This is a genomic window from Arcticibacter pallidicorallinus (assembly GCF_003002875.1).
GTDB classification, from domain to species: Bacteria; Bacteroidota; Bacteroidia; order Sphingobacteriales; family Sphingobacteriaceae; genus Arcticibacter; species Arcticibacter pallidicorallinus.
The window spans coordinates 1-26,016 of the sequence record NZ_PVTH01000014.1; the positions used below are offsets into that span (position 1 = coordinate 1).

14 protein-coding genes and 1 pseudogene are annotated in these 26,016 nt (G+C 44.9%); all 15 read left to right on the forward strand.

The genetic code is table 11. The features are described from left to right. Positions 1-73: 73 nt before the first annotated feature. A complete protein-coding gene (locus B0I27_RS16300; RefSeq protein ID WP_106295327.1) occupies positions 74-1,552 on the forward strand; it encodes a hypothetical protein in 1,479 nt (492 codons plus the stop codon). Further along, the gene (locus B0I27_RS16305) at positions 1,542-2,459 is read left to right on the forward strand and encodes a tyrosine-type recombinase/integrase (RefSeq protein ID WP_106295329.1); all 918 of its coding nucleotides are present in this window, start codon (positions 1,542-1,544) and stop codon (positions 2,457-2,459) included. The genes B0I27_RS16300 and B0I27_RS16305 overlap by 11 nt, the downstream gene beginning before the upstream one ends. Continuing rightward, positions 2,443-3,405 carry a tyrosine-type recombinase/integrase gene (locus B0I27_RS16310; protein WP_106295331.1) on the forward strand — a complete coding sequence of 321 codons (963 nt, stop codon included), beginning with the start codon at positions 2,443-2,445 and terminating at the stop codon, positions 3,403-3,405. The genes B0I27_RS16305 and B0I27_RS16310 overlap by 17 nt, the downstream gene beginning before the upstream one ends. Before the next feature lie 1,366 nt (positions 3,406-4,771). After that, positions 4,772-5,563, forward strand: a pseudogene (locus tag B0I27_RS16315) (RHS repeat-associated core domain-containing protein); the annotation flags it as partial. Positions 5,564-5,565: 2 nt separating this feature from the next. Further along, entirely contained in the window at positions 5,566-5,973 is a 408-nt protein-coding gene (locus B0I27_RS16320; RefSeq protein ID WP_106295333.1) for a hypothetical protein, read from the forward strand. A 575-nt stretch (positions 5,974-6,548) separates the two neighbouring features. After that, positions 6,549-10,034: an RHS repeat domain-containing protein gene (locus B0I27_RS16325; RefSeq protein ID WP_146133148.1), complete on the forward strand. Its 3,486-nt coding sequence runs from the start codon at positions 6,549-6,551 to the stop codon at positions 10,032-10,034. A gap of 375 nt (positions 10,035-10,409) precedes the next feature. Further along, positions 10,410-11,129, forward strand: a complete 720-nt coding sequence (locus B0I27_RS16330) for a membrane or secreted protein (protein ID WP_106295337.1) — start codon at positions 10,410-10,412, stop codon at positions 11,127-11,129. A 101-nt stretch (positions 11,130-11,230) separates the two neighbouring features. After that, the gene (locus B0I27_RS16335) at positions 11,231-12,217 is read left to right on the forward strand and encodes a DUF4097 family beta strand repeat-containing protein (protein WP_106295339.1); all 987 of its coding nucleotides are present in this window, start codon (positions 11,231-11,233) and stop codon (positions 12,215-12,217) included. 49 nt (positions 12,218-12,266) lie between these two features. After that, on the forward strand, positions 12,267-14,054 hold the full coding sequence (recD, locus tag B0I27_RS16340) for an exodeoxyribonuclease V subunit alpha (protein ID WP_106295341.1): 1,788 nt from the start codon (positions 12,267-12,269) through the stop codon (positions 14,052-14,054). 1 nt (position 14,055) lies between these two features. Continuing rightward, on the forward strand, positions 14,056-17,244 hold the full coding sequence (gene recC, locus B0I27_RS16345) for an exodeoxyribonuclease V subunit gamma (RefSeq protein ID WP_106295343.1): 3,189 nt from the start codon (positions 14,056-14,058) through the stop codon (positions 17,242-17,244). 2 nt (positions 17,245-17,246) lie between these two features. After that, entirely contained in the window at positions 17,247-20,642 is a 3,396-nt protein-coding gene (gene recB / locus B0I27_RS16350) for an exodeoxyribonuclease V subunit beta (RefSeq protein WP_106295345.1), read from the forward strand. Between the two features lie 73 nt (positions 20,643-20,715). Further along, entirely contained in the window at positions 20,716-21,942 is a 1,227-nt protein-coding gene (locus tag B0I27_RS16355) for an MFS transporter (protein ID WP_106295347.1), read from the forward strand. 1 nt (position 21,943) lies between these two features. Then, complete coding sequence (locus B0I27_RS16360; protein ID WP_106295349.1) at positions 21,944-23,428, forward strand: ATP-binding cassette domain-containing protein; 1,485 nt, start codon at positions 21,944-21,946, stop codon at positions 23,426-23,428. A gap of 162 nt (positions 23,429-23,590) precedes the next feature. Then, positions 23,591-24,631 carry a glycosyltransferase family protein gene (locus B0I27_RS16365; protein WP_106295351.1) on the forward strand — a complete coding sequence of 347 codons (1,041 nt, stop codon included), beginning with the start codon at positions 23,591-23,593 and terminating at the stop codon, positions 24,629-24,631. Positions 24,632-24,652: 21 nt separating this feature from the next. Continuing rightward, positions 24,653-25,981 carry a GH1 family beta-glucosidase gene (locus B0I27_RS16370; protein WP_106295353.1) on the forward strand — a complete coding sequence of 443 codons (1,329 nt, stop codon included), beginning with the start codon at positions 24,653-24,655 and terminating at the stop codon, positions 25,979-25,981. The last annotated feature ends 35 nt before the right edge of the window (positions 25,982-26,016 follow it).

Consider the following 26,016-nt stretch of genomic DNA (forward strand, 5'->3'; position numbering starts at 1 on the left):
CTTTCATGCGTGTTCTTTGATCCATTACTTTATCTTTTCCGCAAAGTAAGTTCATTCAGCAAGTCACATCAATATGCAGTTGGTCGGCCGGTTACACCTCGACCTGTATAACAGCATCCAGACCGGACAGCTCACCGAGAAAGCAGCCGAAGCCCTGGACGTTAGTACAAACGAGCTGCATCAAACCATAGACCGTTTGACCAGTGCTTTAGAAAGCTACCGGGCTGAACGGCTGGAAGCCATGAAACCTAGGCAGGCCGAGAAAAAACAGTTAAGCGAAGCGGAGCGTAAAGCGGCCGTGACCTTCCTTAAATCCCCGCACTTGCTTGAAAGAACAAAACAAGCGATTGCAGAAAGCGGACTAATAGGCGAAGAAACCAACAGCCTGATTGCCTACTTAACCTACACAAGCAGAAAACGCCACACCCCTTTGCACCTGATGTGCCTGGGTGCAAGCGGAACCGGAAAGACCTGGCTGCAGGAAAAAGTTAGTGAGCTGATGCCGGAAGAAGATAAACTGGAGATCACCACGCTTAGCAGCAACGCCTTTTACTACTTCGGTAGAGAAGAGCTAAAACATAAACTGCTGTTAATTGAAGATCTGGACGGAGCCGAAAGCGTGCTTTACCCATTACGGGAGCTACAGAGCAAGCGCAGGATAAGTAAAACCGTAACCCTGAAAGACAATAAAGGCAACCTGAAAACAGTCACTCTAAATGTAGAAGGCCCTGTTTGCGTAAGTGGCTGTACCACCAGAGAACAGCTTTATGAAGATAACGCTAACCGCTGCATCCTGCTGTATATGGATAACAGCCCCGAGCAGGATAAAAAAATCATGGACTACCAGCGCAAGTTAAGCGCAGGTCAGATAGACCAGAGCCAGGAACGAAAAGTACAGGAGCAAATCAAAAACGTACAGCGCATCTTAAAACCCATCACGGTTAAAAACCCGTACGCTACTTTCCTGCAACTTCCAGAGGCGATCTTTAAGCCAAGAAGAACCATGCTGTTACTGCTGCTCTTTACCGAAACCATAACCTACTACCACCAATATCAACGGGAGCTGAAAACTGATACCGACACCGGAGAGCAATACATAGAAAGTACACCGGAAGATATAGAAGCCGCTTTTAGGTTACTTGAAACTACTTTGCTAAAGAAAAGTGACGAGCTGAACGATGCTTGCAGAAACTTCTTTGAACGGCTGAAAGCTTACCTCAAAGCGCAGGACACCGAAGCCTTTTATGCCAAAGAAATCCGCTCCGCTTTTCGCCTTAGTCCAAGCAGTTTAAAACGGTATCTGTACGAATTGGAACGCATGGGCTATATCAAAATCACCCGAGGCAACCGCTACAAGGGCTTTGAATATAAAGTAAGCAGCTGGAACGATATGGAAACCTTGCAGGGTAATACCCATGCCCTGATTACAGAAGTATTGGCGCAGATAAAGCAAACCGCAGTAGCCCGTAGTTCAGGAGTAGCCCAAGCTATAAATGGGCCACTTAAATCAAAGAAAATCAGCGAGAAAGCAGCAGTAGCCCATGAAAGTTAAAAAACATAAGGCAGGCAATAATCTGCAACTGAAAAATCCCCTCTATATCCGTTTACAAGCTGGCTTTAGTGAATGGCTTAGAATCCTGAACTTTGAGCCAAGCTCACAAAAATACATGCCTGGTCTGCTGGGTGAGTTCCTTTCTTTTCTGGAAGAAGCAGGATGTAACACCATCGCAGAAATACAGGAAAAGCAAATCAGGGAATACCTCGAATACCTGTCCATCCGGCCAAACCGGAAATGGGAAGGCGGTCTAAGCAAAAACTACATCCGGAAATACTTACAGGTCATCCGGAAGTTTGCAAGGTATCTGGCCGAGAGCGGACAGGAAAGCTTTACGGCAGACATTCAGATAAAAGGTAAGGCAACGAATATCAAAAGCATCTTAACGAAAGCTGAAATCAGGAAGCTGTATGAAGCAACCGCAGACGATAAACTCGGGCTAAGAGATAAAGCCATGCTTGCCCTGTATTACGGTTGTGGCCTGCGGAAAAATGAAGGCTTAAGCTTAAACGTAACTGATATCCTGTTAGATAAAGAGCTGGTGCATGTTCGGAAAGGCAAAGGCTACAAAGAGCGGTATGTACCGCTTGCAGGCGCTGGTAAAACTGACCTTGAAACTTACCTGAACCATAGCAGGCCATATCTTTTAAACAACAGAAAAGAGGAAGCCTTACTGGTTAATATCAGCGGTAAGCGGCTAAAGACAGCTTTTGAACGAATACAAAAACTACGGGCCGAAGCAGGAATAAATAAAGTGATTGGCTTGCATACGCTACGCCACAGTATTGCTACCCATCTTTTACAATCAGGAATGAAGCTGGAGCAGATACAAAGGTTCCTGGGCCATAGCAGTCTGGAAAGCACCCAAATCTACACCCATATTATTCATGAGGCAGGGCTATAAGTTTAATGGGAGGATTAGTTCAATGCTGGAAAGCTTTCAGGTCTACTTAGAGAATGAGCAGCAGCAAAGCAAGCATTATGTACGTCAGAATAAGAACTACGCAGGACTGTTCCTTACCTGGCTGGAGAAAGAAAGCCTGGAACCGGAGCAGGTCAGTTATGCCGAAGTGCTGGCCTATGCAGATAAGTTAAAAGAAAAAGGTCACGCTATCGGTTATATCAACCGGAATATACTTGCTATCCGATATTACTTCTATAGCCTGCAAAACGAAGGAGAACCCAGGCCCAATCCGGCAGCAGGTATCCATCTGAAAGGCGCTGTAAGAACCGTTCCCCATGACCTGTTAAACAAGGAAGAGCTGGAAGCGCTTTACAACAGTTATGAGGCAAACGATGCACGCACACACCGGAATAAAGTAATCCTGTCTCTGCTCATCTTTCAGGGTATTACCAATGAAGAATTGCACAAGCTGGAAGCCCATCATATCAAGCTCAAAGAAGGTAAAATCCATATTCCCGCAGGAAACCAAACCAGCAGCCGGATATTGAAACTGGAAGCAGAGCAAATCATGGAGCTGTACGAATATATCCATGTTACCCGTGCTAAGATACTGGCAGAACAAACTTCAACCCGGCGTAGCGGAAGAAAGCCAAAGCAGTTCAAAGAAGCAGGAACTATCCACCAGCTTTTTATCAGTATGAACGGCTGTGAGAACATCAAAACCAGTTTGTACCACTTTAACCAGGCACTAAGGAAGCTTAATCCAAAATACCGGAATGCCATACAGATAAGGCAAAGTGTAATTACAGAATGGTTAAAAGAAAAGGATCTGCGAACCGTTCAGTACATGGCCGGCCACCGACACGTTAGTTCAACCGAACGTTACCAGACAAATAACCTGGAGGACCTGAAAGAAGCCCTCAACAAATACCATCCGCTCAAATAAACCCTACCCGCAAAAGGCCTCCCCACAAGGCCGACGCTCGCAGGAAAAGCGGTGTTCCCTGCGTCAGCCTGGTACAAAAAGATATGCCAGCCCGTTCAGCCCATTTTTATTGGTGTTTGTTGTTTTTAAGGCATAAAAAAGAGCTTCTCGCCTAAAGGTGCTCCGTGATACTCCGCAGGCTGTCATACTTTTCACCCAGTCTGCCTCCGTTCACGGCAGCCTCCTTTGTCCTTAAGGCGCTATTTATTACGGCTGACCATTCCGGCTATACATTTTTTCCCGGGCCACAGCCCACCACACCAAAAAATGTTTACCCTTCATTGCCTCCATTGCATACCGCCTTAAGTCCACCGGCTGCCAGTGTATGCTCGCCTGCGGGTCGCTTCGGGCTACGGGCGAATGTTTGATTGTAGCCTCCGGCAGGTAGGTTTGCCCTTGTGTAGTGCGTTAAGTGCCGTCCTGTTTATTGCTAAGCAAACACAGTCCAACCCTTAACTTCTACATACCTGCAAACGCCTTTCAGGCTCTCTTTGCAGTACCCTAGCTCCACTCGCTGGACGGCGAGGGCGCACAAGCGGATTGCAAACCATTACGCTGCGCTTCATTCTCCTGCAACCGCTTTTACCCTACGCTAGCTCAAGGCTGTTTTTCCTGCTTTTTTCCTTGCACAACAAAACGCATAGGGCTACTACCAGACTGGGCGGGGGAACAGCCCTGCGTCTCCGAAGCAGGGGCAGCAGTCCCGCCCAACCTCCTTGTGACAGAAAGAGCCGCACAAATCAGCCCTCAAAAACCAAAGCTCTTTCCATCACAAGGAGGTCGTGGTTTGCGCCTAAAAACCGGTAATAGCAAGATGTATTTTTGTATACACAAAAAGGTAAAAATCACATGCAGCAAGATGTACGATTGTGTCACAAATTGCACCATAGCAAGATGTACGTTTGTCATACAAATGCATCTTCATCGCCAAAAGCAAGATGTATTATTGGATACAAAAACGATTGCTCCAAAGTCGTCCGGATTCATCAGAGGTTCGGGGTAATCTTCTGTTAAGCACCAAAGAGCGGGAGAAGGGGAAGCTGTCAAGGGAAGGTGGAATAAATGGCCCTTGTGCGTGAAATGCTTTGTGGGTTTATGCCGCCAAAGTCCCTTTACTGCTTTTCCTTCGGAGGCTACCTTCGCTGTTACAGATGATTATCCTTAACAGTAACGGCGCAAAATAACGGCCAACCACGAGGCTTTTAAATGAAAAACTAACTGCTAACTTTACCGCTACAATCGTTCTTTATAAGCCTGAAAATGAGAGGCTGGAAAGTCTGGGAAATAGCTGAAAAGTTGTGGTAGGCAATGAGATTATGGGGCAAGGTTTTATGATCCGGTAATCGGGAGGTGGAATGTGGTGGATCCGTTGGCAGAACAACGGGTATGGGTGTCTCCTTTTAACTACGGGCAGAATAACCCGATCAACAGAAACGACCCCACAGGGACTTTGGATGATTGGGTTATAGACGAGAACAATAAACCACATTGGGATCCAAATGTTACCAGTGCCAATGACAAAGATTTAAAGCCTGGAAATACCTATGTAGGAAAGGAAGCTGAATATTTAGCGAAAAATGGAAACACAGTTCAGTTAAACTCAGATGGAACATGGAATTACAAAATTATCCAACCCACTAATGAGATTGCTGCTAAAGGAATAAATCCAAGTGCTTCGAGTAATGTTGACTGGAATACTGTGGGTAATGGAGCAATGACATTTACGGGTGGAGCATTAGCGACAGTTGGAGGTGTGGCGGCGTCTCTAACTGGAGTAGGTAGTCCTTTAGGTGTGACTATTTCTATTAGTACAGGAATTTCTGCAATAGGATTCGGTACAGCAATGATAATAGATGGGTTTCAAGGCGGGAATAGGAATCTTCCTGGAGGATTAGGAGAAGCGATTGATAGAGGAATTGGAGGTAATGGAACAATTGGACAGGCTCTGGATATAGGATCAGGCGGGATACCAAATTCTATACCTGATGGAATAATGACTGTACATGGGCTATATAATTCTAATTTAGGAAAACAAATGATGGCTCCTCATTATATTAATGGAAATTATAACATAGATCGTAGAGATAATACAAAGGTGCTTAAACCTAAATTTCGTTAATAATGAATATCTTCAAATTTCAGAATAAACAAAAAATAAATTATACTTTACTCTCAATAATTACGGGAATTATGGGAATAATGGTTATATCAAATTTGCAACTTGACGTTAATAAGTATTTCATATATTTCGTAATTTCAATTGCTTCGTTTTGCTCAACGCTGTTGTCAATCAGAAAGGCCTCAGTTGAAATAGAAGAAATACTTATACAAGAAGAAGTGTTAACATTGCGATTTTTCAATAAAATGAAAAGCGAAATTTCCATATCGAAGAGCGGCGTGGAAATTGAGCCTACTGCAGATGAAATAATAATGAGAAATGCAGAAACAGGGAAACTGATCGGTATTGCTGATAAGCGAAAAATAGATAATCAGGATAGCTGGGAAAGACTAACTAAACTTCTTTGTTGATATTTCTATAACACTCCCCTAGGTAACGGATCATCCAAATCAAATTGACAAATCTCCATATGCTTATGCTTGGAATAATCCAGTAAATCTAACAGCTCCTGACGGGAACTGTCCTTTATGTCCAATAATATGGTGGGCAGCGGAATTGATAATGACCTCCTCCCGCAAAACAGGAACAATTAGAATGGTGTCTCGGGCCTTTGTTAGACTACAATACCTGTAAGTAATCCTTATCACGTGTGATCGATACGCGTGAGTTATAAAACATACTTGAATGCTTCCTTGCGCTTCATAACTAAGGATTTTGCCAATGATAGTTACCTGGGCGCACTCCCGGGTGACCCAATCCAGGAAGACTACAATGGTCTTCTATTATTGTACTCATCCATCCATACCCCAGTATGTACCGTGCGATTTGATTAATAATCTGATATGAAAAGCTAGACTGCAGTATAGCTGCAGTCTAGCTTTTTATATTAGCATCGTGAATTAGAACGTACTTGTGTTTTATATGAAGCTAACAAGGAAGCATACAGCGGAGCTAAATCATCAAACATTTAAATAATTGACTAATTATGGTAAGAAGTTCAAGCACTCAACCGTTCGAATCTAAAAGCCCATCTGAATTCAGACCTTTCAAACGTGGTGGTTTTAGACAATTGATTTGGGTTTTTCTATTGGCTAATCTTTTAGTAACCAAGTGTGTATTCGCCCAGTTTTCGCAAACGACGGATATTACTCCTCCCTCACCAATCGCTCAGAATTTTATGAGGTACGGAGAGATTCCGGTAGATTATAGTACCGGAATTCCCCAAATTGAGATTCCCATTTATACTATAGAAGGGAAGAGGTTGAACCTGCCGATTTCTATTTCATACCATGCCTCTGGAATAAAAGTAAATGATGTCGCATCTGAAGTAGGCCTTGGTTGGGTGCTGAATGCTGGTGGTATTGTATCGCGAACCACTTTAGATAGAAAAGATGGATCAGGCGCGCCAAGAAACTATGGCTATGCTAGCCAATTGCTTTCTAGAATTAACACCGACGCTCATATTTGGGACTCAGCATACTGTAGTCTCAGCGGTATTAAAGGTTTGGAAGACTACTTAGTCGGAAACTTTTTAAATGAAGATAAAATGAGCGACCGATTTTTCTACAGATTGCCAAATGGGACTTCTGGAATATTCAGGAAGGGTCTATTCAGCGATTCTACAATTACTCTGCCTTACAAACCTTACAAGATAGAAAGACAAGGAGGCGCTACTCTAGATAGTTTAAAAATCACTGATGATGATGGTACCGTTTACAAGTTCAAATTATTGAATTCTTATTCTCAGGCTGAAGCTACCGACTGGCATTTAACAGAAATGATGTCCGCAGATAGAACTGAGAAAATAACATTTCATTATAAGACAAACACGGGAAATTATTCCTGGGGCTCTGGTTATCAGATATTTAGCGGGCGTCCAATTCTTCAGACTAGCAACTGTCCTCCTTCTAATATCAATCCCGCTCTAACTCCGATTAGAACGCAGCCTACGTATCATGCACCCGTATTGGAAAAAATCGTAAGTTCTACTGCTATTGTTAATTTTATGTATGCCAGCAGGGAAGATTTCACCATGTTGAGACTCGCCAGGATTACAGTGTCTCCTATCGGTGCATCGACTGAGATAATAAAGAAAATTGACTTTGCACCGAAGTACTTCGGTACAAACACCAGTGACAAGAGACTCGGTCTCGACTTTGTAACGTTCAGAGGATCAGAAGATAGTGATCCACAGAAGTACTCCTTCACTTATGAAAGTCAAGCACTACCCCCTTATCCGTTTAAGATGGGATCTCCCATGAATAACGAGGATTTCTGGGGATATTACAATGGTAGCAACTCGTTTTCATCTATTCAAAGCGACTTCATATCAAATGTTAGTGACAGGTCGGCCTATGGAGGTAACCGGGAGGCGAATCTTCCCCTCTCTCGGGCCTGCATGCTTAAGGAGATTAAATATCCGACGGGAGGCAAGACCGTATTTCAATTTGAGCGGCCCTATTCATCAAATCTCTATCAATATAAAAGTAGTGGTGGATATTTTGGACCGTTCAGAGTGCTTAGTATTACCAACTATACTACGGAAACCGAAGTTGCAGATGTAAAGACATTTGAATACATAAATGCTAGGTGGAAGCCTATTGCTCCTCACATGTTTAGGTATGACCAATCTTATCGTGATATACCAAACTGTCAATCCAATTACTCTAAAGAGTTGGTATTTTCAAACCCGACTTTACCTTTAGAGGTCGCTCCCGGAATACAAGCAATGTACACCACGGTAGTAGTATACGATGGCACACGAGCTAACAACACCGGTAAAACTGTATATAATTATAATGAACCTTACTCCCCTTCTTACTATGATAACCAGCCTAGTCATCCGGCACAATGGGAGCAGGATCAGTTTTATCATTCCTTTAACTATGACAAAGGAAATTATGTTCCAGAGCTGACCAGGAAATCAAGCTATTCTCGTGCGGGCGCAGGATATGTTCCCGTTAAAAGTGAAATCTACAGATATCAAAAGTTATATACCGCCGATTTTCAGACAGGAATAAAGTTAACGAGACCTCTGCTGTACGCGAATCCTGATGCGAATTTTTCGGTTCCATGTGGAGGGCATGATCTGTTAATTCAGTTAGGGCCAGTGATAGCAGAGTATATCGCATCGATAGTCGTAGTAGATACTAAAGCCTTTCAGGAAGCCTCTTTGCTTGTCAACAGTGAAGCCTATATCTATGATAGGCTTGACACCAACAAATATGTGTTTACTTCTACGGATTATACCTACAACCAAAACAATCTGCAAGTGAGTGAAAGCAGGACAGTTGCTAGCAAAAATGAGGAATTGAAAGTAGTTTACAAATATCCGGCTGACTTCGGCGACGCTGCTTCAGTTGCCTTAAAATCCCGCAACCAGATTAAGTTGCTACTGGAAGAAGAAGCTTACCAAGGAACTTCTTTTCTGCGGAAAACAAAAGCCAGCTATCATGATTGGGGAAATAATATTATAGCGCCTAAAGATATTGAGGTGAAAAATGGGAATGGCCCTCTTGAATCTAGATTAAATTATCTCAGTTATGATAAAAAAGGAAATCCTGCCGTGATAAAAAAAACCGGAGGTCCTCCTGTTTCCTACCTCTGGGACCACGTTAGCACTATGCCTGTTGCCAAAGTGGATAATGCCATTTTTGTGAGCAGTTCTCCGCAGGGGTGGTATGAGTCGTTATTTTTCGTGGATGTCATGAATAGCAATCAACGGTACCCCATGTATGGGAGCTATTCTATTCCACAGATTGTCAACACTACGATAACTCGGCAGTACTTCAAAGCTGCCGACCACCAAGCTACATTCAATATCTACGTTTACGATGCAGGTCATAACTTGACGGCTTCATATTCAGATTTCATGCCTTATTCAGATACTTATCTGACAGTATCCTCTCAAGTTTCGCTACCGTCCGGCTCGTATACAGTCGAGGTCAGTTCTACAAATCCAAATGGCTTATCTTACACCCAAGAAGTAGGAGTTACTATGGAAGGTTCTACAGGCAACTCAGCTAGTGTACCATTTTGTACGAGTTTTGAAGAGGATCAAGTTGGAACTAGCTATAGTCATTTCAAAACTGGAAGAAAATCTTATCTCGGTAGCTATAGTATTTTGCTTCCAGGATGCGATCCTGCGAATAACAAGTATATATTATCATACTGGATAAAACGAACAGAGGCAGCGCCCTGGGAGTTTGTGACGCAGAATATAACCATTCCGTCATACGGTTCTACTATATCAATCGGATCAGCAAATCAATATCTAGATGAAGTAAGGGTTTATCCGCAAAATGGGTTAATGACAACATATACCTATGACCCGCTGAGAGGGATGACGAGTGAGACTGATTCCAGAGACCGCACAACCACTTATGAATATGATAATTTCCAGCGGTTGAAGACTGTCAGGAATAACGAAGGAAAGATCTTAAAGACTTATGATCATCATTTAAAGCCTTGACAAGCTCATCACGACATGACGATTTGAATTATCTTAACCTAGAGACTATGAGTGGGCTCCGTTTGTAAAAAAAATCACACGCACACGCTAACGGACAGCCATCCCCTAGAGTCAATTAGAACTCCGAAGAGAAAAGTTGTTGATACGCTATAGTATAAACAGTCAGTTGAACTCCCTGTTGGTACAGATTTGAACGTCCAATCTGCAAATTTCTGTCTATTCAGCTGGAATGTTTCGGGTTTTGATAAAAAGAAACAGATTTGGTCAGGTCATCCGTCTAAGATCGGACGCGTGATCTATAAAGAAAGATTAGCTCCGGCTGGATAAGAGTCGTTTTAATTGAATTGCTAACTTTAAGTATCTAATCAATCGCGTATGAAAAAGAAATGTATATTGGGCGTAGTCCTTCTGGTAGTAACAGTTTTGAAAGCAGCTTCGGCTCAGCTCAATAGCACCGCAATAACAGGTGCATGGCAGATTAAAGAAGCAGGGATTGAACAACTATTGATTTTTCAGGACGGGTTCTTTTTTCATACCGCTTACAATAGGAGTGAAAAGCAATTTGTTTACAGTCACGGCGGAAAATATACTCCCGAGGGGGATGCGTTAAATATTCAGGTTCTTTTCAATTCATCAGATAAGGTAGAGGTAGGTAAGCAGTTCAATACAAAGTATTCTATTGCCGGTCATACCCTTAAGATATCCTTGAAAGGGAAAATGCAAAACTGGAACCGTTTAGATGACAGCTCTGCACCTCTTGCAGGGGTATGGCGAATTACTTCCCGCATGCAGGATGGCAAGCTGACTCCTATTCATCAAACGGGGTCCAGACAAACCTATAAAGTACTTTCGGGAACTCGCTTTCAGTGGGCAGCCATCGATCCTGAGAAGAAGGAATTTTCAGGTACCGGAGGAGGAAGTTATACGTTTGTTAACGGAAAATATACTGAAACTATTGAGTTCTTTTCACGAGACAGCTCCCGTGTGGGCGCCTCTCTGAGCTTTGATGGAAAGCTGGAAAATGGTGAATGGCATCATAGCGGCCTTAGCTCTAAAGGTGCTCCGATTTATGAAATATGGAGCCGGGTGAGATAGCTGGCAGACTTTTACTATTTACTGTAACTATTCACGAACAATTTTCATCTTATATATACTTTGATTAAAGGTTTTTTCCTCACCATCAAAATGTATATAAGATGAAAAAGTTTATCGTTCTTCTTTTAGCCGTAGGCTTGGCAGCTTCGGTACAAGCACAATTTAACGCGGACAAGGATCCCTTGGTCACGAAGTCTTTAAATAACCAGTCCATCAGGAAAGTTATCGCGCGTACTTCGGGTGGTAGTATCACATTGACGGGGGTTAGTGAGGGTGAGGCGCGGCTGGAGGTTTATGTGAAACCTTCGGGAATAAGCTTTGGAAGTATGTCTAAATCTGAACTTCAGGAAAAGCTGGCCGATGATTACGACCTGGTAATTTCTACGGCAAACAATCAGCTCGAGGTGACGGCGAAGTCCAAAAGCAGCATCAACTGGAAGCGCCAGCTAAGTATTTCTTTCAAAATATATGTTCCCCGCAATGTGAGCAGCGACTTATCAACCAGCGGAGGCAGTATCAAACTCGCCAACTTAAATGGTGACCAACGGTTTCGGACCAGCGGGGGAAGTTTGCAGATTACAGATATCCGGGGAAACATTGATGGGAAGACATCCGGAGGAAGCATAAACGCTGATAAATGTACGGGTGGTGAGATTTCGCTTGCTACATCGGGGGGATCGTTAAAGCTTAACAATCTGAAAGGCATCATTCGGGCCAGTACCAGTGGCGGCAGTATCAGAGGAAGTAATATCTCAGGTGAACTGAAGGCACATACCTCCGGTGGAAGTGTCAACCTGGATGGTTTATCCTGCAGTCTGGAAACGTCAACCAGCGGTGGTAGCATGAATATTTCCGTACTGAATCCTGGTAAATATGTGTCTGTGAGTACTTCGGGTGGTAGTGTGAATATGAGTATGCCGGGAAGTAAGGGGATGAATCTGAAGGTAAGCGGACAGTCTGTGCGGGTTAATCCCTTAAAGAACTTCAATGGCACTACCGATAAACGGAGAATAAACGGAACAGTGAATGGAGGAGGAATTCCAGTAAATGTAAGTGGTAGTGGCAATGTGAACGTGTCTCTGATTTAGGTAATATTTAGTTTAATTTCTTGTAGCTTTATCTGCTCAAGACTTTTTAATGCAGACCTTAAAAGACGTTCATCATCAATTCGCCGTATATTTTCAAAACCAGTTTCTGCAGCCTTATATTTATCTGGTTTCCAAAAAGCTGAGCGAAGGGCATATCTGTCTGAAGCTGGAAAATCTGGAAAAAGAAAAGGCTGATTTGTTTGAGAACTGGCAGTCTTATCTGGATGATACAGAGCAACTGGAGAGGGAGGATATCGTTACTACAGATCCGAACGGGTATCAGCCGTTTGTGTTGCACAACAGGCGCCTCTATTTGCATCGTTATTTTCAATACGAAAGCCGGATATTACGACGCATACTTCTTCAAATCTCTCATGAGGAAAGTTTTAGAGCGGAAAGGATCCGGGCACTGACTGAGCGAAGTCAGTTTATAGGTGATCTGTTCAGAGATGAGGGCTTAAGTGAAGCGCGTCCTGACTGGCAGCTTGCGGCAGCCCTGAGTGCGGTATTACAAAACTTTACGATTATTACCGGAGGGCCGGGGACTGGTAAGACTACGACGGTGGCTAAGGTTCTGGCTCTCCTTCATTCCATAAATAAATCGTTGCGGGTAGCACTTGCTGCCCCGACGGGAAAGGCTGCGGCGCGGATGGCCGAATCGCTAAAGAACGCGAAACTTGGCGGATCAGGCGAGCTTGCCGCCTTCTTTGAGGCGCTGGAGCCTTCTACGATCCACCGTCTGCTGGGTTTTATTCCAGACTCTCCATTCTTCAGACACCATGCTGAAAATCCCCTGAACTTTGATGTGATCATTGTGGATGAGTCATCCATGATCGACGTTGCGCTGTTTTCCAAGTTACTGGATGCCATTCGGCCCGATACGCGCCTGATCCTTTTAGGCGACAAGGATCAGCTCTCCTCCGTGGAGGCAGGCAGCTTATTCGGAGATCTGTGTCTGGCTCAGGAGCAGCTCAATATATTTGAGCCTGAACGCCTGAAGCTCATTAATTCTTTTGTGGATGAGCCGGCGAAGATTCCTCTCTCGGCAGCGGGACAGTTGCAACATCCTTTGGCGCAGCATGTGATCGAGCTGAAGTTCAGCAGGCGTTTTAAGGATGAGGAGGGTATTGGCAAATTCAGTAAAGCGATTATTAAAAATGACGTGTCTGTGGTCAGGGAGTTTATCCGCCAAGAAAGAGACGGGCATGTTGCCATTGATACGCAATATTCCGATGACCTCTTTTCAGAATTTGTGCAGGGTTATGAGCGTTATATCGGCGAGCAGGATATCTCGCTCGCTTTAAAGTATTTGAATGACCTTCGCGTGCTCTGCGCGATGAGAGAGGGGCCCAAGGGTCTCTACGCCATGAACCTAAAGATCGAAAAATATCTGGAGGGTAGGGGACTTATTAAGGTGGATAGAGAGTTTTATAATCAGCGGCCGATCATCGTGACAAGTAATAACTATAATCTGGGATTGTTTAACGGGGATATTGGACTGATCCGGCCAGACAAAAACGGTGTTCTCTACGCCTGGTTTGAGAACAAGGAGGGCGAAGTCAGGTCTTATAGTCCCGGCTTTATCACTCATTGTGAAACGGTTTTTGCCATGACCATTCATAAAAGTCAGGGTTCCGAATTCGAGAAGGTCCTGGTTGTTCTCCCCGATGACAGCAATAGTAGTTTGCTCACCAGAGAGCTTCTGTATACAGGCATCACGAGGGCGCGCGATTTTGTCTTGCTGCAGGGATCTGAAGATGTTATAATACGGGCATGTGACCGCTTTGTAGAGCGTGCGTCGGGAATTGTTGAACGGTTAAACCAGACTGAGGCGTAATATGGGATTGTTTTTAAAGGTATCTAACTCCTTAACGAAGCTTGCTGAGAGCCTTTGTTTCGAATTGCAGCAGCAACGATCAGGGGTATTTCAACCGTACACTATCGTCACACAGACAGATGGTATGAACAACTGGCTGAAGCTCTCTCTTGCTGAGAACATGGGCATTGCAGCCAACTATCAGTTCTATAAACCGAGTGATCTGATCAATCAGATCTATTATATTCTGGGTGGCAAAGGTTCGGGTACGACACTATCTGCAGAAAATACTTCCTGGCTTTTGTACCACTTGCTGGATGATGAAGATTTTGTAAAGCGATATCCGGAAGTATCCGGCTATTACAAGCATACTGGGGCCGATAGCAATCTGAAGCGGATGGGTTTGGCTGATAAGCTGGCGGATCTTTTCGATCAGTACCAGATCTACCGTCCGGAAATGATCATGCAGTGGAATGCTTCGAATTTTAAAGAAGGTGTGGCAAACTGGCAGCAATATCTATGGGTGAAGGCACGGGTGCTTTCGGCTATGCAGTTGCCGGATAAGACCCTTGTGGGGGCCTACATTCTGGACACTCTGCGGAAGGGTGAGAACATTGACTTGCTCCGTGCGTATATGCCGGCTATTCATGTGTTTGGCCTGTCGATCACCACGGGTTATCACCTGACTCTATTCTATGAAATTGCTCGTCACGTTGATTTCTCATTCCACATACTCAATCCCGCTCCTGCGGTTTACTGGTTTGAAGACAAGAGCGAAAAGCAGTTGGCCTGGATGAAGAAAAAAGGCTTTGCGGAGCCTGATGAAACGGCGATAGGAAACCCTCTGCTGACCAGCTGGGGTAGGGTCATTCAAAATACTTTTCATCTGTTTTTTCAAAACGATGAGATGCTGAATGTCTACGACGAGGCCGACTTTGAGGAACCGGTTCCGAATACGCTTCTGGGTAAGATACAGCATGATATTTTTTATAATCTGGTAGGGGATGATCGAAACGAGATCTATCCGGAGGATCTTAGTGATGGTTCGGTTACCATCAGCTCTTGTTTTACTCCGGCCAGGGAGGTGGAGGTCTTGTACAACTATCTGGTGCATCTGATCGACAAGCGGAAGGAAGAACTCTCTCCACGGGATATAGTCGTGATGGTGAGTGATATCGATGCCTACGCCTCCTATATCAAGGCGGTGTTTAATAATGTACCTTATAAATTCCAGTATACCATAGCGGATGAGAATTTTACGAACACGGACACCATAAGTAATGCGCTCCATTCGTTGTTCTCGATCAGTGAGGATAATTTCGGTGCTGAGGAGGTGCTTCAGCTCCTGGATTCAAGCTATATCAGGAAGCGCTTCGGGATCACCGATCTGCAGCTGATCCGCTCTGCGGTGGCGAAAGCAAATATCCGTTTCGGAATGGAGGGGGATGTTGCTGATGATACGGTCTATGTAAGCTGGCGGTATGGGGTGCAGCGCCTGATGTATGGCATTTCCATGCTTGGAACTGAAGAGTACGGCGCCGGAGAAGATGGTTTTTATCCAGTAGATAGCATTGAAGGCTCTGCTTCTTATGAGATCATCCGTTTTTGCCACTTCATAGAAGTGCTCATGGATGCTGTGAAGCAGCGAAAGCAGGCGAGAAGTATTGCCGGATGGGTACAGTACACGCAGACTGTTCTGGAAAACCTCGTGTGGGATCCGGAAGAGGGTACTGAAGAAGATTATGAACTGCTGCTCGCCGAGTTGAACAAATATAATCTGCTGACGCCTATGGTAAATGAGGTGATCAGATATGATGTTTTTAGCTATAAATTCCTGCAGACGATCTCGGGTTCTACCCGTGCCGGGGCATTTGTACAGGGCGGAATTACTTTCTGTTCCTTGATCCCGATGCGAAGTATTCCCTTCAAGGTGGTTGCTTTGCTGGGACTTGATTTTGATAAGTTTCCCCGAAAGGAGAATCCGGTGAGCTTCAATTTGCTGGAGAAAGACCGGAAGAGAGGCGACCGGAATGTGAAGGAAAACGACAAACATCTGTTTCTGGAAACCATCTTGTCGGCGAATAAATATTTTTACATCAGTTACATCGGACAGAGTGCGCGGGATAGTACCGCACTTCCGCCTTCGGCGTTAATTGATGAGCTGATTGACTATATGGAGTCGGGAACCGTGGAAAAAGGTTCGGTGAAGGATAGTTTGATCACCCATCATCCGCTTCACGGATTTAGTCAGAAGTATCAGGGCGGTGATGATCGATTGTTTAACTACATCACGCAGGCTGGTTCTGCTATGTCGCTGGCAGCTGAGGCAAAGCAACATAAAGTTTCTGAACTATCTGAAATATCTCTCCGCTCTCTCGTTTCGTTTTTCAAGAATCCGATAAAGGGGTATTACAATGATGTGCTGGGCATCTATTACCATGTGGATAAGGTGCTTATGGATGAGACGGAATTGTTCGAGCTGGATAAGCTGCAGCAGTGGCAACTGAAGCAAGACTTGCTTCGAGCGGATGAAGGTGATATTGCTGAGCGAAGAAATAAATTGTTGAAGACTGGTGGATTGCCATTGAAAAGCATGGCGGAGATTAGTTTAGGTCAGCTCGAGAAAGAGGTTATGCCGGTAAGGTCTTTGTTCAAGAATTGTATTGGGGAAGCGTGTTTGAGAAGTGTATCGCTGGAGTTGTCGGTTGGTGACGTGCTTTTAAAGGGAAATCTCGACCAGGTGTATGGTGATATGCTGGTTTACGTTTCCTGGTCAAAGCATGAGATGAAGTATCTGATTGATGCTTACATTCAGTATCTGTTTGCCCGTGCTGCGGGTGAGGAACTTTCGTTGTTTTTTGTATCTGCGGTGAAAGGTCAGGTCTATGAAGGTGCAGCAATTGGTCAGGCGGATGCTTTGGAAAGGTTGTCTGATCTGGTGAATTTGTATAAGATGGGTCATTCACAGATTCTCGCTTTCTATCCGGACTTAAATGTCGCACCAGCCGAGTTTATTCAGCTGCCCCGGGAAAAGTTTAATACGGTGGTGAAGAAAAAGTTTGCGGATGCTATGTTTCCGAGTTCTGATACTTATGCATTGAAGGAGTTTGAGAAAGGATTTTTCTACGGGGAGGATGCGTTTAACGCGTTTGTGCAGAATACAGAAAGGATACTGGTTCCTTTAACCCAGGTGTTTCCAACTTATTTTTAACGATGGCAGTGACTGAGAAGTTCAAAGATTTTAATGCGAGTCGGGTTCCTCTCCAAGGTAGTAATCTGATTGAAGCCAGTGCGGGTACAGGAAAAACTTATTCGATTGCTATTCTGATGCTCCGCTTAATTCTGGAGAAGCAGCTGCTGGTAAAAGAGGTTTTGATGGTGACCTTTACGAAGGCCGCTGTGGCGGAATTGGAGGAACGTATCCGATTGTTTGTTCGTACAGCCTACAAATACGTGCAGGGGGAAGAGATTGCCGATGGTACCATCATGCAACTGGTTGACGAGGCCATGGAGAATCTGGGCGTGGAGCATGTTGAAAGTCTGCTCCGCGATGCCGTGCTTTTTCTGGATGAAACGTCTGTACTGACGATCCACAGTTTTTGTCAGCAAACACTGACGCAGTTTGCTTTTGAAACCAAGCAACTTTTCGGAGCGGAGACGCTTCAGGATACGAGTGCCGTTTTGCAGGATGAAGTTAACAAGTTCTGGAGAAAAGAGGTGACGACTTTGCCATCAGAGCTGCTGGAGTACCTGATCGGCGCGGGTCTAAGTCGCGCCAGTATATTGAACGTGGTGAGGGAACACCTGGGAGGGAAGCATTATATGTCCTTCAGGGAGGATGAGGAATATTCGTATTGCGAGGATGATCACAAAGAGATACTTCAGATGCTGAGGCAGCTGAAGGCTACGGAAGATGATCTGCGGCAGTGTTTGGTGGAACATCTCGATGAGCGGGCTGAAGAGATTCAGCAGCTGGCGATGGGAAACTCCTATGCTAAAAAAAGTCTACAGGCTCATTTCGGCGATTCTGAAGCTTTGTTAAGCGCCATCGTGAGTAAAAAGTCGACGGGCTATATTCAAAAGCTCTTTCCGGACTTGCTTGAAAGGCATGACGAATGCGACGACGCTGCGGAGAAATGGAACGGGGAAGTTTACAAAGTGATCAGTCGGTTCAACTGCATGGCCATAGGGCAAATTTCCCGCGGTATCAGGGAGTATAAGATGCAGAGCAATCAGATGTCTTTTGATGACATGATCGTGAACCTGCATGAGGCTCTTGTCGTTCGAGATCAGTATCAGCTGGTCGTAGGTTTGAGGGAAAAGTATAAGGCTGTTTTCATTGATGAGTTTCAGGATACGGACGATCTGCAATACGCCATTTTTCAGAAGGCCTTTGGTGAGGATACCATTCTTTTCTATATAGGCGACCCGAAGCAGTCGATATATGCATGGAGGAAGGCGGATATCGAGACTTATTTCGAGGCTTTCCGTCAAGCAGGACAGCGTTATTCGATGAATACGAATTACCGTTCTTCTGCCGGATTTATTGCTTCAATGAACTTGTTCTTTCAGCCAGTGGAAGGCTTTGATACGTTTTACTTCCAGGGAGCAGCAGATAGCATTGACTATATTCAGGTGGAGTCTCCTGTCAATAACACGAAGGGCGAGCTACTTAAAAATGGCTTGGCTGATATTCCGATGAGCATCATCGGGAAGCCCAATAAGGATGCGATTTCAGAGGGAGTTGCTGCGCAGGTGATGGCCTTGCTGGATGACGAAACGTATTCTATATTAAAGAACGGTAAGGAGCGGCCGGTAAGACCATCGGATATTGGTATTTTGGTTCGTAAGAACTCGGAGGGCCAGGCTATTAAGCGGATCTTGTCTAAATACAATATCCCTGCGGTGACCATAGGTGATACGAAGGTGCTGAAAACCGAAGAGGCGGTAGAGCTGCTTTATATTCTCGACGCGATGCTCAATATCTCCTTATCGACCATTAACCGCGCCTTACTTTCTCCGCTTACAGGCTTGTCCATCGAGGATGTTTTGCTTTTGAATGAAGAGCAGGCAACGGAAAGGTTCGGTCTGTACAAGTCGACCTGGGAGAAAAATGGGATCTATAATGCTTTGATGGACTTTATTTCAGATTTTAAGGTTCAACAAAACTTGCTTGAGGGGCAGGTGGAAAATGGCGAGCGAATTATCACGAACCTCTATCAATTGGTGGAGTTGTTTCATAAGGTGCAGTCGTCCAAAATACTCAATCCCCAGGAACTCCTGAGTTGGTTAAAGCGTGGGATTGACGGAATGGAGACCGAGGGGGATGAGTATCTGCAGCGGGTTGAGAGCGACGAAGAGGCGGTGAAGATTGTGACCATTCATAAGAGTAAGGGACTGGAATATAATATTGTCCTGGCTCCTTATCTGGATTTTACCTTTTTCGAGAAGCGGGAGATATTCAGCTTTAAGCATCCGGAACTGAAGAAGTATGTTTCGGCGGTGAAAAGGGAGCTGACCGACACGGATATGGTGCTGATCAGCGCACAGGAAGAACAGGAAAACCGACGCCTGCTTTACGTTACCATTACCCGGGGGGTATATAAATGTTTCATTTATAAAAATACCGGTAGGAGGAACTCGACTTTGGAGACGTTCACTCAGGTTCTTAAGAATGCTGATCAATCGCTTATTGCCTTGGAAGAAGGATTGGAAATTCCGGAAGATTACTCGTTTAGAAAAGGTGCTCAGGCCTGGAAGCCGTTCGTTCCTGAAGGGGAGGTTGATTTCAAGCTTGTGCAGCAAAACTGGACGCGGATGAGTTACAGCAGGCTGAATGTTCAGCACGAGCGTTCGGCCAAGTATGTTTACAGGAAGCACAGTGGTTACGAGGAGTTTATTTTCAATCAGCTGCAAAGGGGTGCCAATACAGGAAACATGCTTCACTTTTTATTCGAGACGATCAATTTTACGGATTCGGAAAGATGGAATGATAAGATTGATGCGGCGATTAAGCGTTTTGCTCCAAGGTATCAGGAAGATCTTCCGGCCATGTTGCATACGCTGTTGAGCCATGCGATGAATGCGGTGATACCTTTTGATAGTGCTGCGTTTTCTTTGGCTGGTGTTAACTATACCAAGCGAATCCATGAGCTGGAGTTCGACTTTACAGTACCTTCGTTTAACCCTTACCATCTAAGGTCTTTGTCTTCGGAAGGGATGTCAGTCGACGTTCATGCTCCGGGCTCTATGGAAGGGCTGATGAATGGGAAGATCGACTTGTTTTTCGAGCATGAAGGGAAATATTATGTGCTCGACTGGAAATCCAACTATCTGGGAGATACGCTGGAGGACTATAGTCAGGATCAAATTGCTCTGGCAATGAATGAGAATAATTATCATCTGCAGTATCTTTTGTACACGCTCGCGGTTAAAAAATATCTTCAAACCAGGCTGCCGGACTTTGATTATTCCCGGGATTTTGGCGGTGTTGTCTACATGTTTCTAAGAGGGGTCAGGGCCGGTCAGGCTACGGGAATCTATGTTCAGAAGCCCTCTGAGGATACTATTGGAAAGCTGGAAGGATTGCTAAGCTCTGATGTAATATAGTTGTTAGCAACTCTTTATTGCTTATTTTTGCGGCTTATGAGAGGCAGACAGTATTACTGTATTGCGGAATAATATGAAAGAACAAGCTTTACAGTCAGGTGGCTCCTCCACTAAAGAAATTCTGAACAAGACGGCATACCCCGTTTTGTTCACTATCGCCTTTACACATTTATTAAATGATTTGATGCAGGCGATTGTGCCGGCAGTCTACCCGATGTTCAAATCAAACTTCAACCTAACTTTTGCGCAGATAGGACTCATTACCTTTGCGTCTCAGCTTACCGCATCTATCCTTCAACCCTTTATTGGTTACTATACTGACCGTACGCCCAGACCGTTTTCTCTGGCTATCGGTATGATGTTTACGTTGGCGGGCTTGATCGTACTTGCTCTGGCGCCGGGCTTTGGGATAATCATTGTGGCGGTGTGCCTCATGGGTGTGGGCTCAGCCATTTTTCATCCGGAGTCATCACGGGTTGCCTATCTTGCGTCGGGCGGAAAGAGAGGATTGGCTCAATCCATTTTTCAGCTTGGCGGGAATGCAGGAAGTGCTATCGGTCCGCTTTTAGCAGCGGTGATTATTGTTCCTTACGGACAGTTTAACATTCTCTGGATTACGCTGGTATCTGTTTTGGCTATTCTGATCTTGTTTCGGATAGGTAAATGGTATAAAGGTCATTTGATTATGCGTGCCGCGACGAATCATCCGGCGGACGTGCAGCCAAATCTTTCGAAGCTTAAGATTTGGGCATCTGTAGGTATTCTTCTGATTCTGATTTTCTCGAAGTATTTTTATATGGCCAGTATGACCAGTTACTTTACTTTCTATCTGATTGAAAAGTTTGGCGTCTCTGTTCAGCAATCGCAGATGTATTTGTTTATTTTTCTGGGCTCTGTCGCTGCAGGAACGCTGATTGGAGGTCCGCTGGGCGATGCTTTTGGACGTAAATATGTGATCTGGTTTTCGATATTGGGCGCTGCTCCTTTTACATTAATGCTGCCTTTCGCCAGCTTATTTTGGATCGGGGTATTGGCGGCGATCATCGGGGTGATCATCGCTTCGGCGTTCTCTGCTATCCTTGTTTATGCTCAGGAGTTATTACCGGGGAATGTAGGGATGGTATCAGGCTTGTTCTTTGGTTTTGCCTTTGGAATGGGCGGATTGGGGTCTGCGATTATGGGTAAGCTGGCGGATGCGACCAGTATTGAGCATGTGTTTTATATCTGTTCTTTTCTTCCGCTGATCGGGGTAATAACCGGTTTCCTGCCTTCGCTTAATAAACTTAAATCGCGAGCTTAAGATGAATACAACCATCCTGGCATTTAATAATATCACCGTTCGCAGCCTGAACCAGGTAATTTTTAAAGATCTGAGCTTTGAGATTCGTGAGAATGAAAACTGGGCGCTGATTGGTGAGAGCGGCTCGGGTAAAAGTGCGTTGCTTGAGACAATTGCCGGAAGGCTTGGGGTAAGTAAAGGGCATATTGACCATACCTATTTCGGCAGCAGACAGGGTGTAGCCGGAGAATTGGTGAATTGGCATAAGGGGGTGTCTTTCGTTTCTTCGCGACATAGTTTCCGGAATCTTTCCAACACAACAGAATTTTACTACCAGCAGCGGTACAACTCCTTCGACTCCGATGATGCACCTACAGTTGCCTCTTACCTGGCCGGCTTAAATTTAGTTGGGCACTCTGCGTATTGGACTATGGACAGGGTTGTCGAGCGTCTGAATTTACGGGACCTGTTGGCTGAACAGATTATAAAATTGTCGAACGGTGAAACCAAACGTTTGCTATTGGCTGCTGCTCTTCTGAAGAACCCCATTCTTTTATTGCTGGATAATCCCTTGGCGGGTCTCGATGTGGGGCGTCGTGCTGACTTCAATAATTTGATAGCTGAGATCAATCAATCAGGGATCAGGATTATTATGGCTACATCCCCACTCGAAATACCAGATGCGATAACTCATATTGCTGTATTAAGTGGGGGGAAGGTTCGAACTGCATGCACGCGGGCTGAGTTCGCAATTGATAAGTACCAAGCGGATTCGCATGTCGAAATTGACGAGGGGGAGCTGAGGGAATTGATCGAGAGAAAGCCGGTGGAATCGTTTGAGTTTATTGTGCGTATGAATAATGTACAGATCCGCTATGGTGATGCTGTAATTCTGGACGATGTCAACTGGACTATACGCCAGGGAGAGCGCTGGGCGCTGGTGGGAGCCAATGGATCAGGCAAGTCGACTTTGCTAAGCTTAATAAACGGTGATAATCCGCAGGCATATGCAAACGATATCCTGCTATTCGACAGGAAGAGAGGAAGCGGTGAAAGTATTTGGGATATTAAAAAGAAAATAGGTTTTGTCTCCCCGGAATTGTTCCAGTATTTTCCATCAGCGATGACTTGTATACAGGTTGTTGAGTCGGGATTCTACGATACCCTTGGCCTTTTCCGGCCGTCGAATCATAAGCTCGCGGAGATCGCACGCCGTTGGATGAGACTAATAGGGGTTGATGTTGATGAGTCTCAGCTGTTTCGTCATGTTTCGGCCAGTAAGCAGCGTCTTTGTTTATTAGCCAGAGCAATGGTAAAGAACCCACCACTTCTTATCTTTGATGAGCCTTGCCAGGGGCTGGATGCACACCAGCAGGCGCACTTTAAACAGGTGGTAAATGTTGTTTGCAAAAATAGTAAGGCTTCGCTAATCTATGTCAGCCATTATCATGATGAACTTCCGGAGGTGATCGAGCAGACTCTGACTCTGGATAAACAGAATTCATAGTGCAAAGTCTTTATGAAACCATTACATAAACTACAGATAGAGTTTACATTGCGGTCATAACTTAGCGTTATCAAAAGTTACAGCTATGAGATTAAATCCGGTTTGTATATACTTTTACGTTAAAGAACGTTATTTTCGTGCAAGGATACGGTCCTTTTTTCTATGAAAATACTTTATGCTATCCAGGGTACCGGTAACGGACACTTGAGTCGCGCGATGGATGTTATCCCTTGTCTGCAGCAGCTGGGGGATGTTGACATACTTGTCAGCGGCATACAAGGCGACCTTGTTTTGCCTTTTGAGGTGAAGTATGAGCTAAAAGGACTCAGTTTTATTTTCGGAAAATCAGGCGGCGTTAATCTTTGGAAGACGCTTGTCAAGGCGAATCTCCGCCGGTTGGTGAAAGGGATTAACTCATTGCCTATTGAAAAATACGATTTAGTGCTCAATGACTTCGAGCCGGTTTCTTCATGGGCCTGTTATATGAAGAATAAGCCCTGCATCGCTCTTAGCCATCAGGCAGCAGTTTTATCCCCCAACGCTCCGCGTCCTGAGCACCGGGATATGATTGGTAATCTGGTGCTTAATAATTATGCTCCTGCAAGTTCCCGACACGGATTCCACTTTCAATCTTATGATGAAAATATTTACACACCTGTAATAAGAAGTCAGGTTAGAAATCAGGAGCTGAGGGATGATGGCCATTATACCGTTTATTTGCCTGCCTATGATGATGCACGCCTGATCAGGCAGCTTTCGACGTTTAAGGATATTCAATGGGATGTGTTTTCCAAGCATAATAAGAAGAAACTGACCGTGAAGAATATCACCATACAGCCAATTGATAATGAAAAGTTTACCAGAAGCATGGCCCGTTCTGCCGGTGTGCTCACTGGTGCGGGGTTCGAAACTCCTGCTGAAGCATTGTACATGGGTAAGAAGATATTGGTGATTCCTATGAAAAACCAGTATGAACAGCATCTTAACGCGGCTGCTCTTCGTGAAATGGGCGTACCCGTAATCAAGAGCCTTAAAGATAAATATGCTCCTGCCATACAAAGCTGGATAGAGTCAGGTGAAATTATTCCGGTTCACTATCCGGATATGACGCAGGAAATCGTAAATGCCGTCGTTGGTAGTTATACCGGCAAAGAACCCGGACAATGGTCTGTTGACGACCAATTTCGTTCAACCATTCTTTAATCGTAAACGGAGAAACGAGGCTTGGAGAAGGAATTATTTGGTAAAGATTTTAAATGGGGAGTTTCTACGGCTGCGTTTCAAATAGAAGGCAGCTGTTCTTCGGACGGCAAAGGTGCTTCCATCTGGGATACGTTCACAGCCAGGAAAGGCAAGGTACATGGCGGGCAGAATGCCGGGGTGGCCTGTGATTTCTATAATCTGTATGAGAAAGACCTCGACATTGTAAAGGCTCTCAATATTCCAAACTTTAGGTTTTCGATTGCCTGGAGCAGAATATTGCCCGTTGGAAAAGGTGCTGTAAATCAGAAGGGACTGGATTTTTATAACAGGCTGATAGATGCTTGTCTGGAACGCGGCATCGACCCATGGCCTACTTTGTATCATTGGGACCTTCCGCAGGCACTGGAAGACCTCGGCGGATGGACCAACCGGGATGTGGTTGAGTGGTTTTCGGCTTATGCGGATATTTGTGCGAGGAATTTTGGTGACCGGATCGGTCATTGGATGGTGATGAACGAGCCTATGGTTTTTACTGGTGCGGGTCATTTTTTAGGAGTTCATGCTCCAGGGAGGACCGGACTCAAAAATTTTTTTCCGGCAGTGCATCATGCAGTTTTAAGCATGGCCGCCGGTGGTAGAATATTAAAGGCGTCTCAGCCTCATGCTGAGATTGGTACGACTTTCTCGTGTTCGCATATTGAACCTTATTCTCAACGGTCGTGGGATGTTTCTGCGGCTAACCGGGCAGATGTATTATTCAACCGACTGCTCATCGAGCCGGTTCTTGGAATGGGTTATCCGGATAAAGATGTTTCTGTGATGAAGGGGATTCGTAAGTATATGCTTCCGGGAGATGAGGAGAAGATGGCCTTTGATTTTGACTTTATCGGGATCCAGACGTATACGCGGGAAGTCATCAGATATTCTCTTTTGACGCCTTACCTGCATGCTAAGCTTGTAAAGGCTGAGAAAAGGAAGGTACCTCTGACCGCTATGAAGTGGGAGGTGTATCCTGAAGGTATTTATCCGGTCATCAAAAAGTACAGCCAGTACAAGCAGATTAAAAAGATCTATATCACGGAGAATGGTGCTGCTTTTCCGGACACGGTTACGAATGGCACCGTAGATGACCAGGAAAGGCTTGCATTTATTCGGACGAGTATACAAGAGCTTCTGCGAGCGCGGGAAGAGGGATGTCCTGCAGAAGGCTACTTCGTATGGACCCTCACTGATAACTTTGAATGGGCGGAAGGATATCGTCCGCGGTTTGGCCTGGTTCATGTGGATTTTGAGACGCAGGAACGCAGAGTCAAGTCATCGGGGAAGTGGTACCGGGATTTTTTAAAATAGTAAAGGCTCCTTTGAGGGAGCCATTCGTTATATCT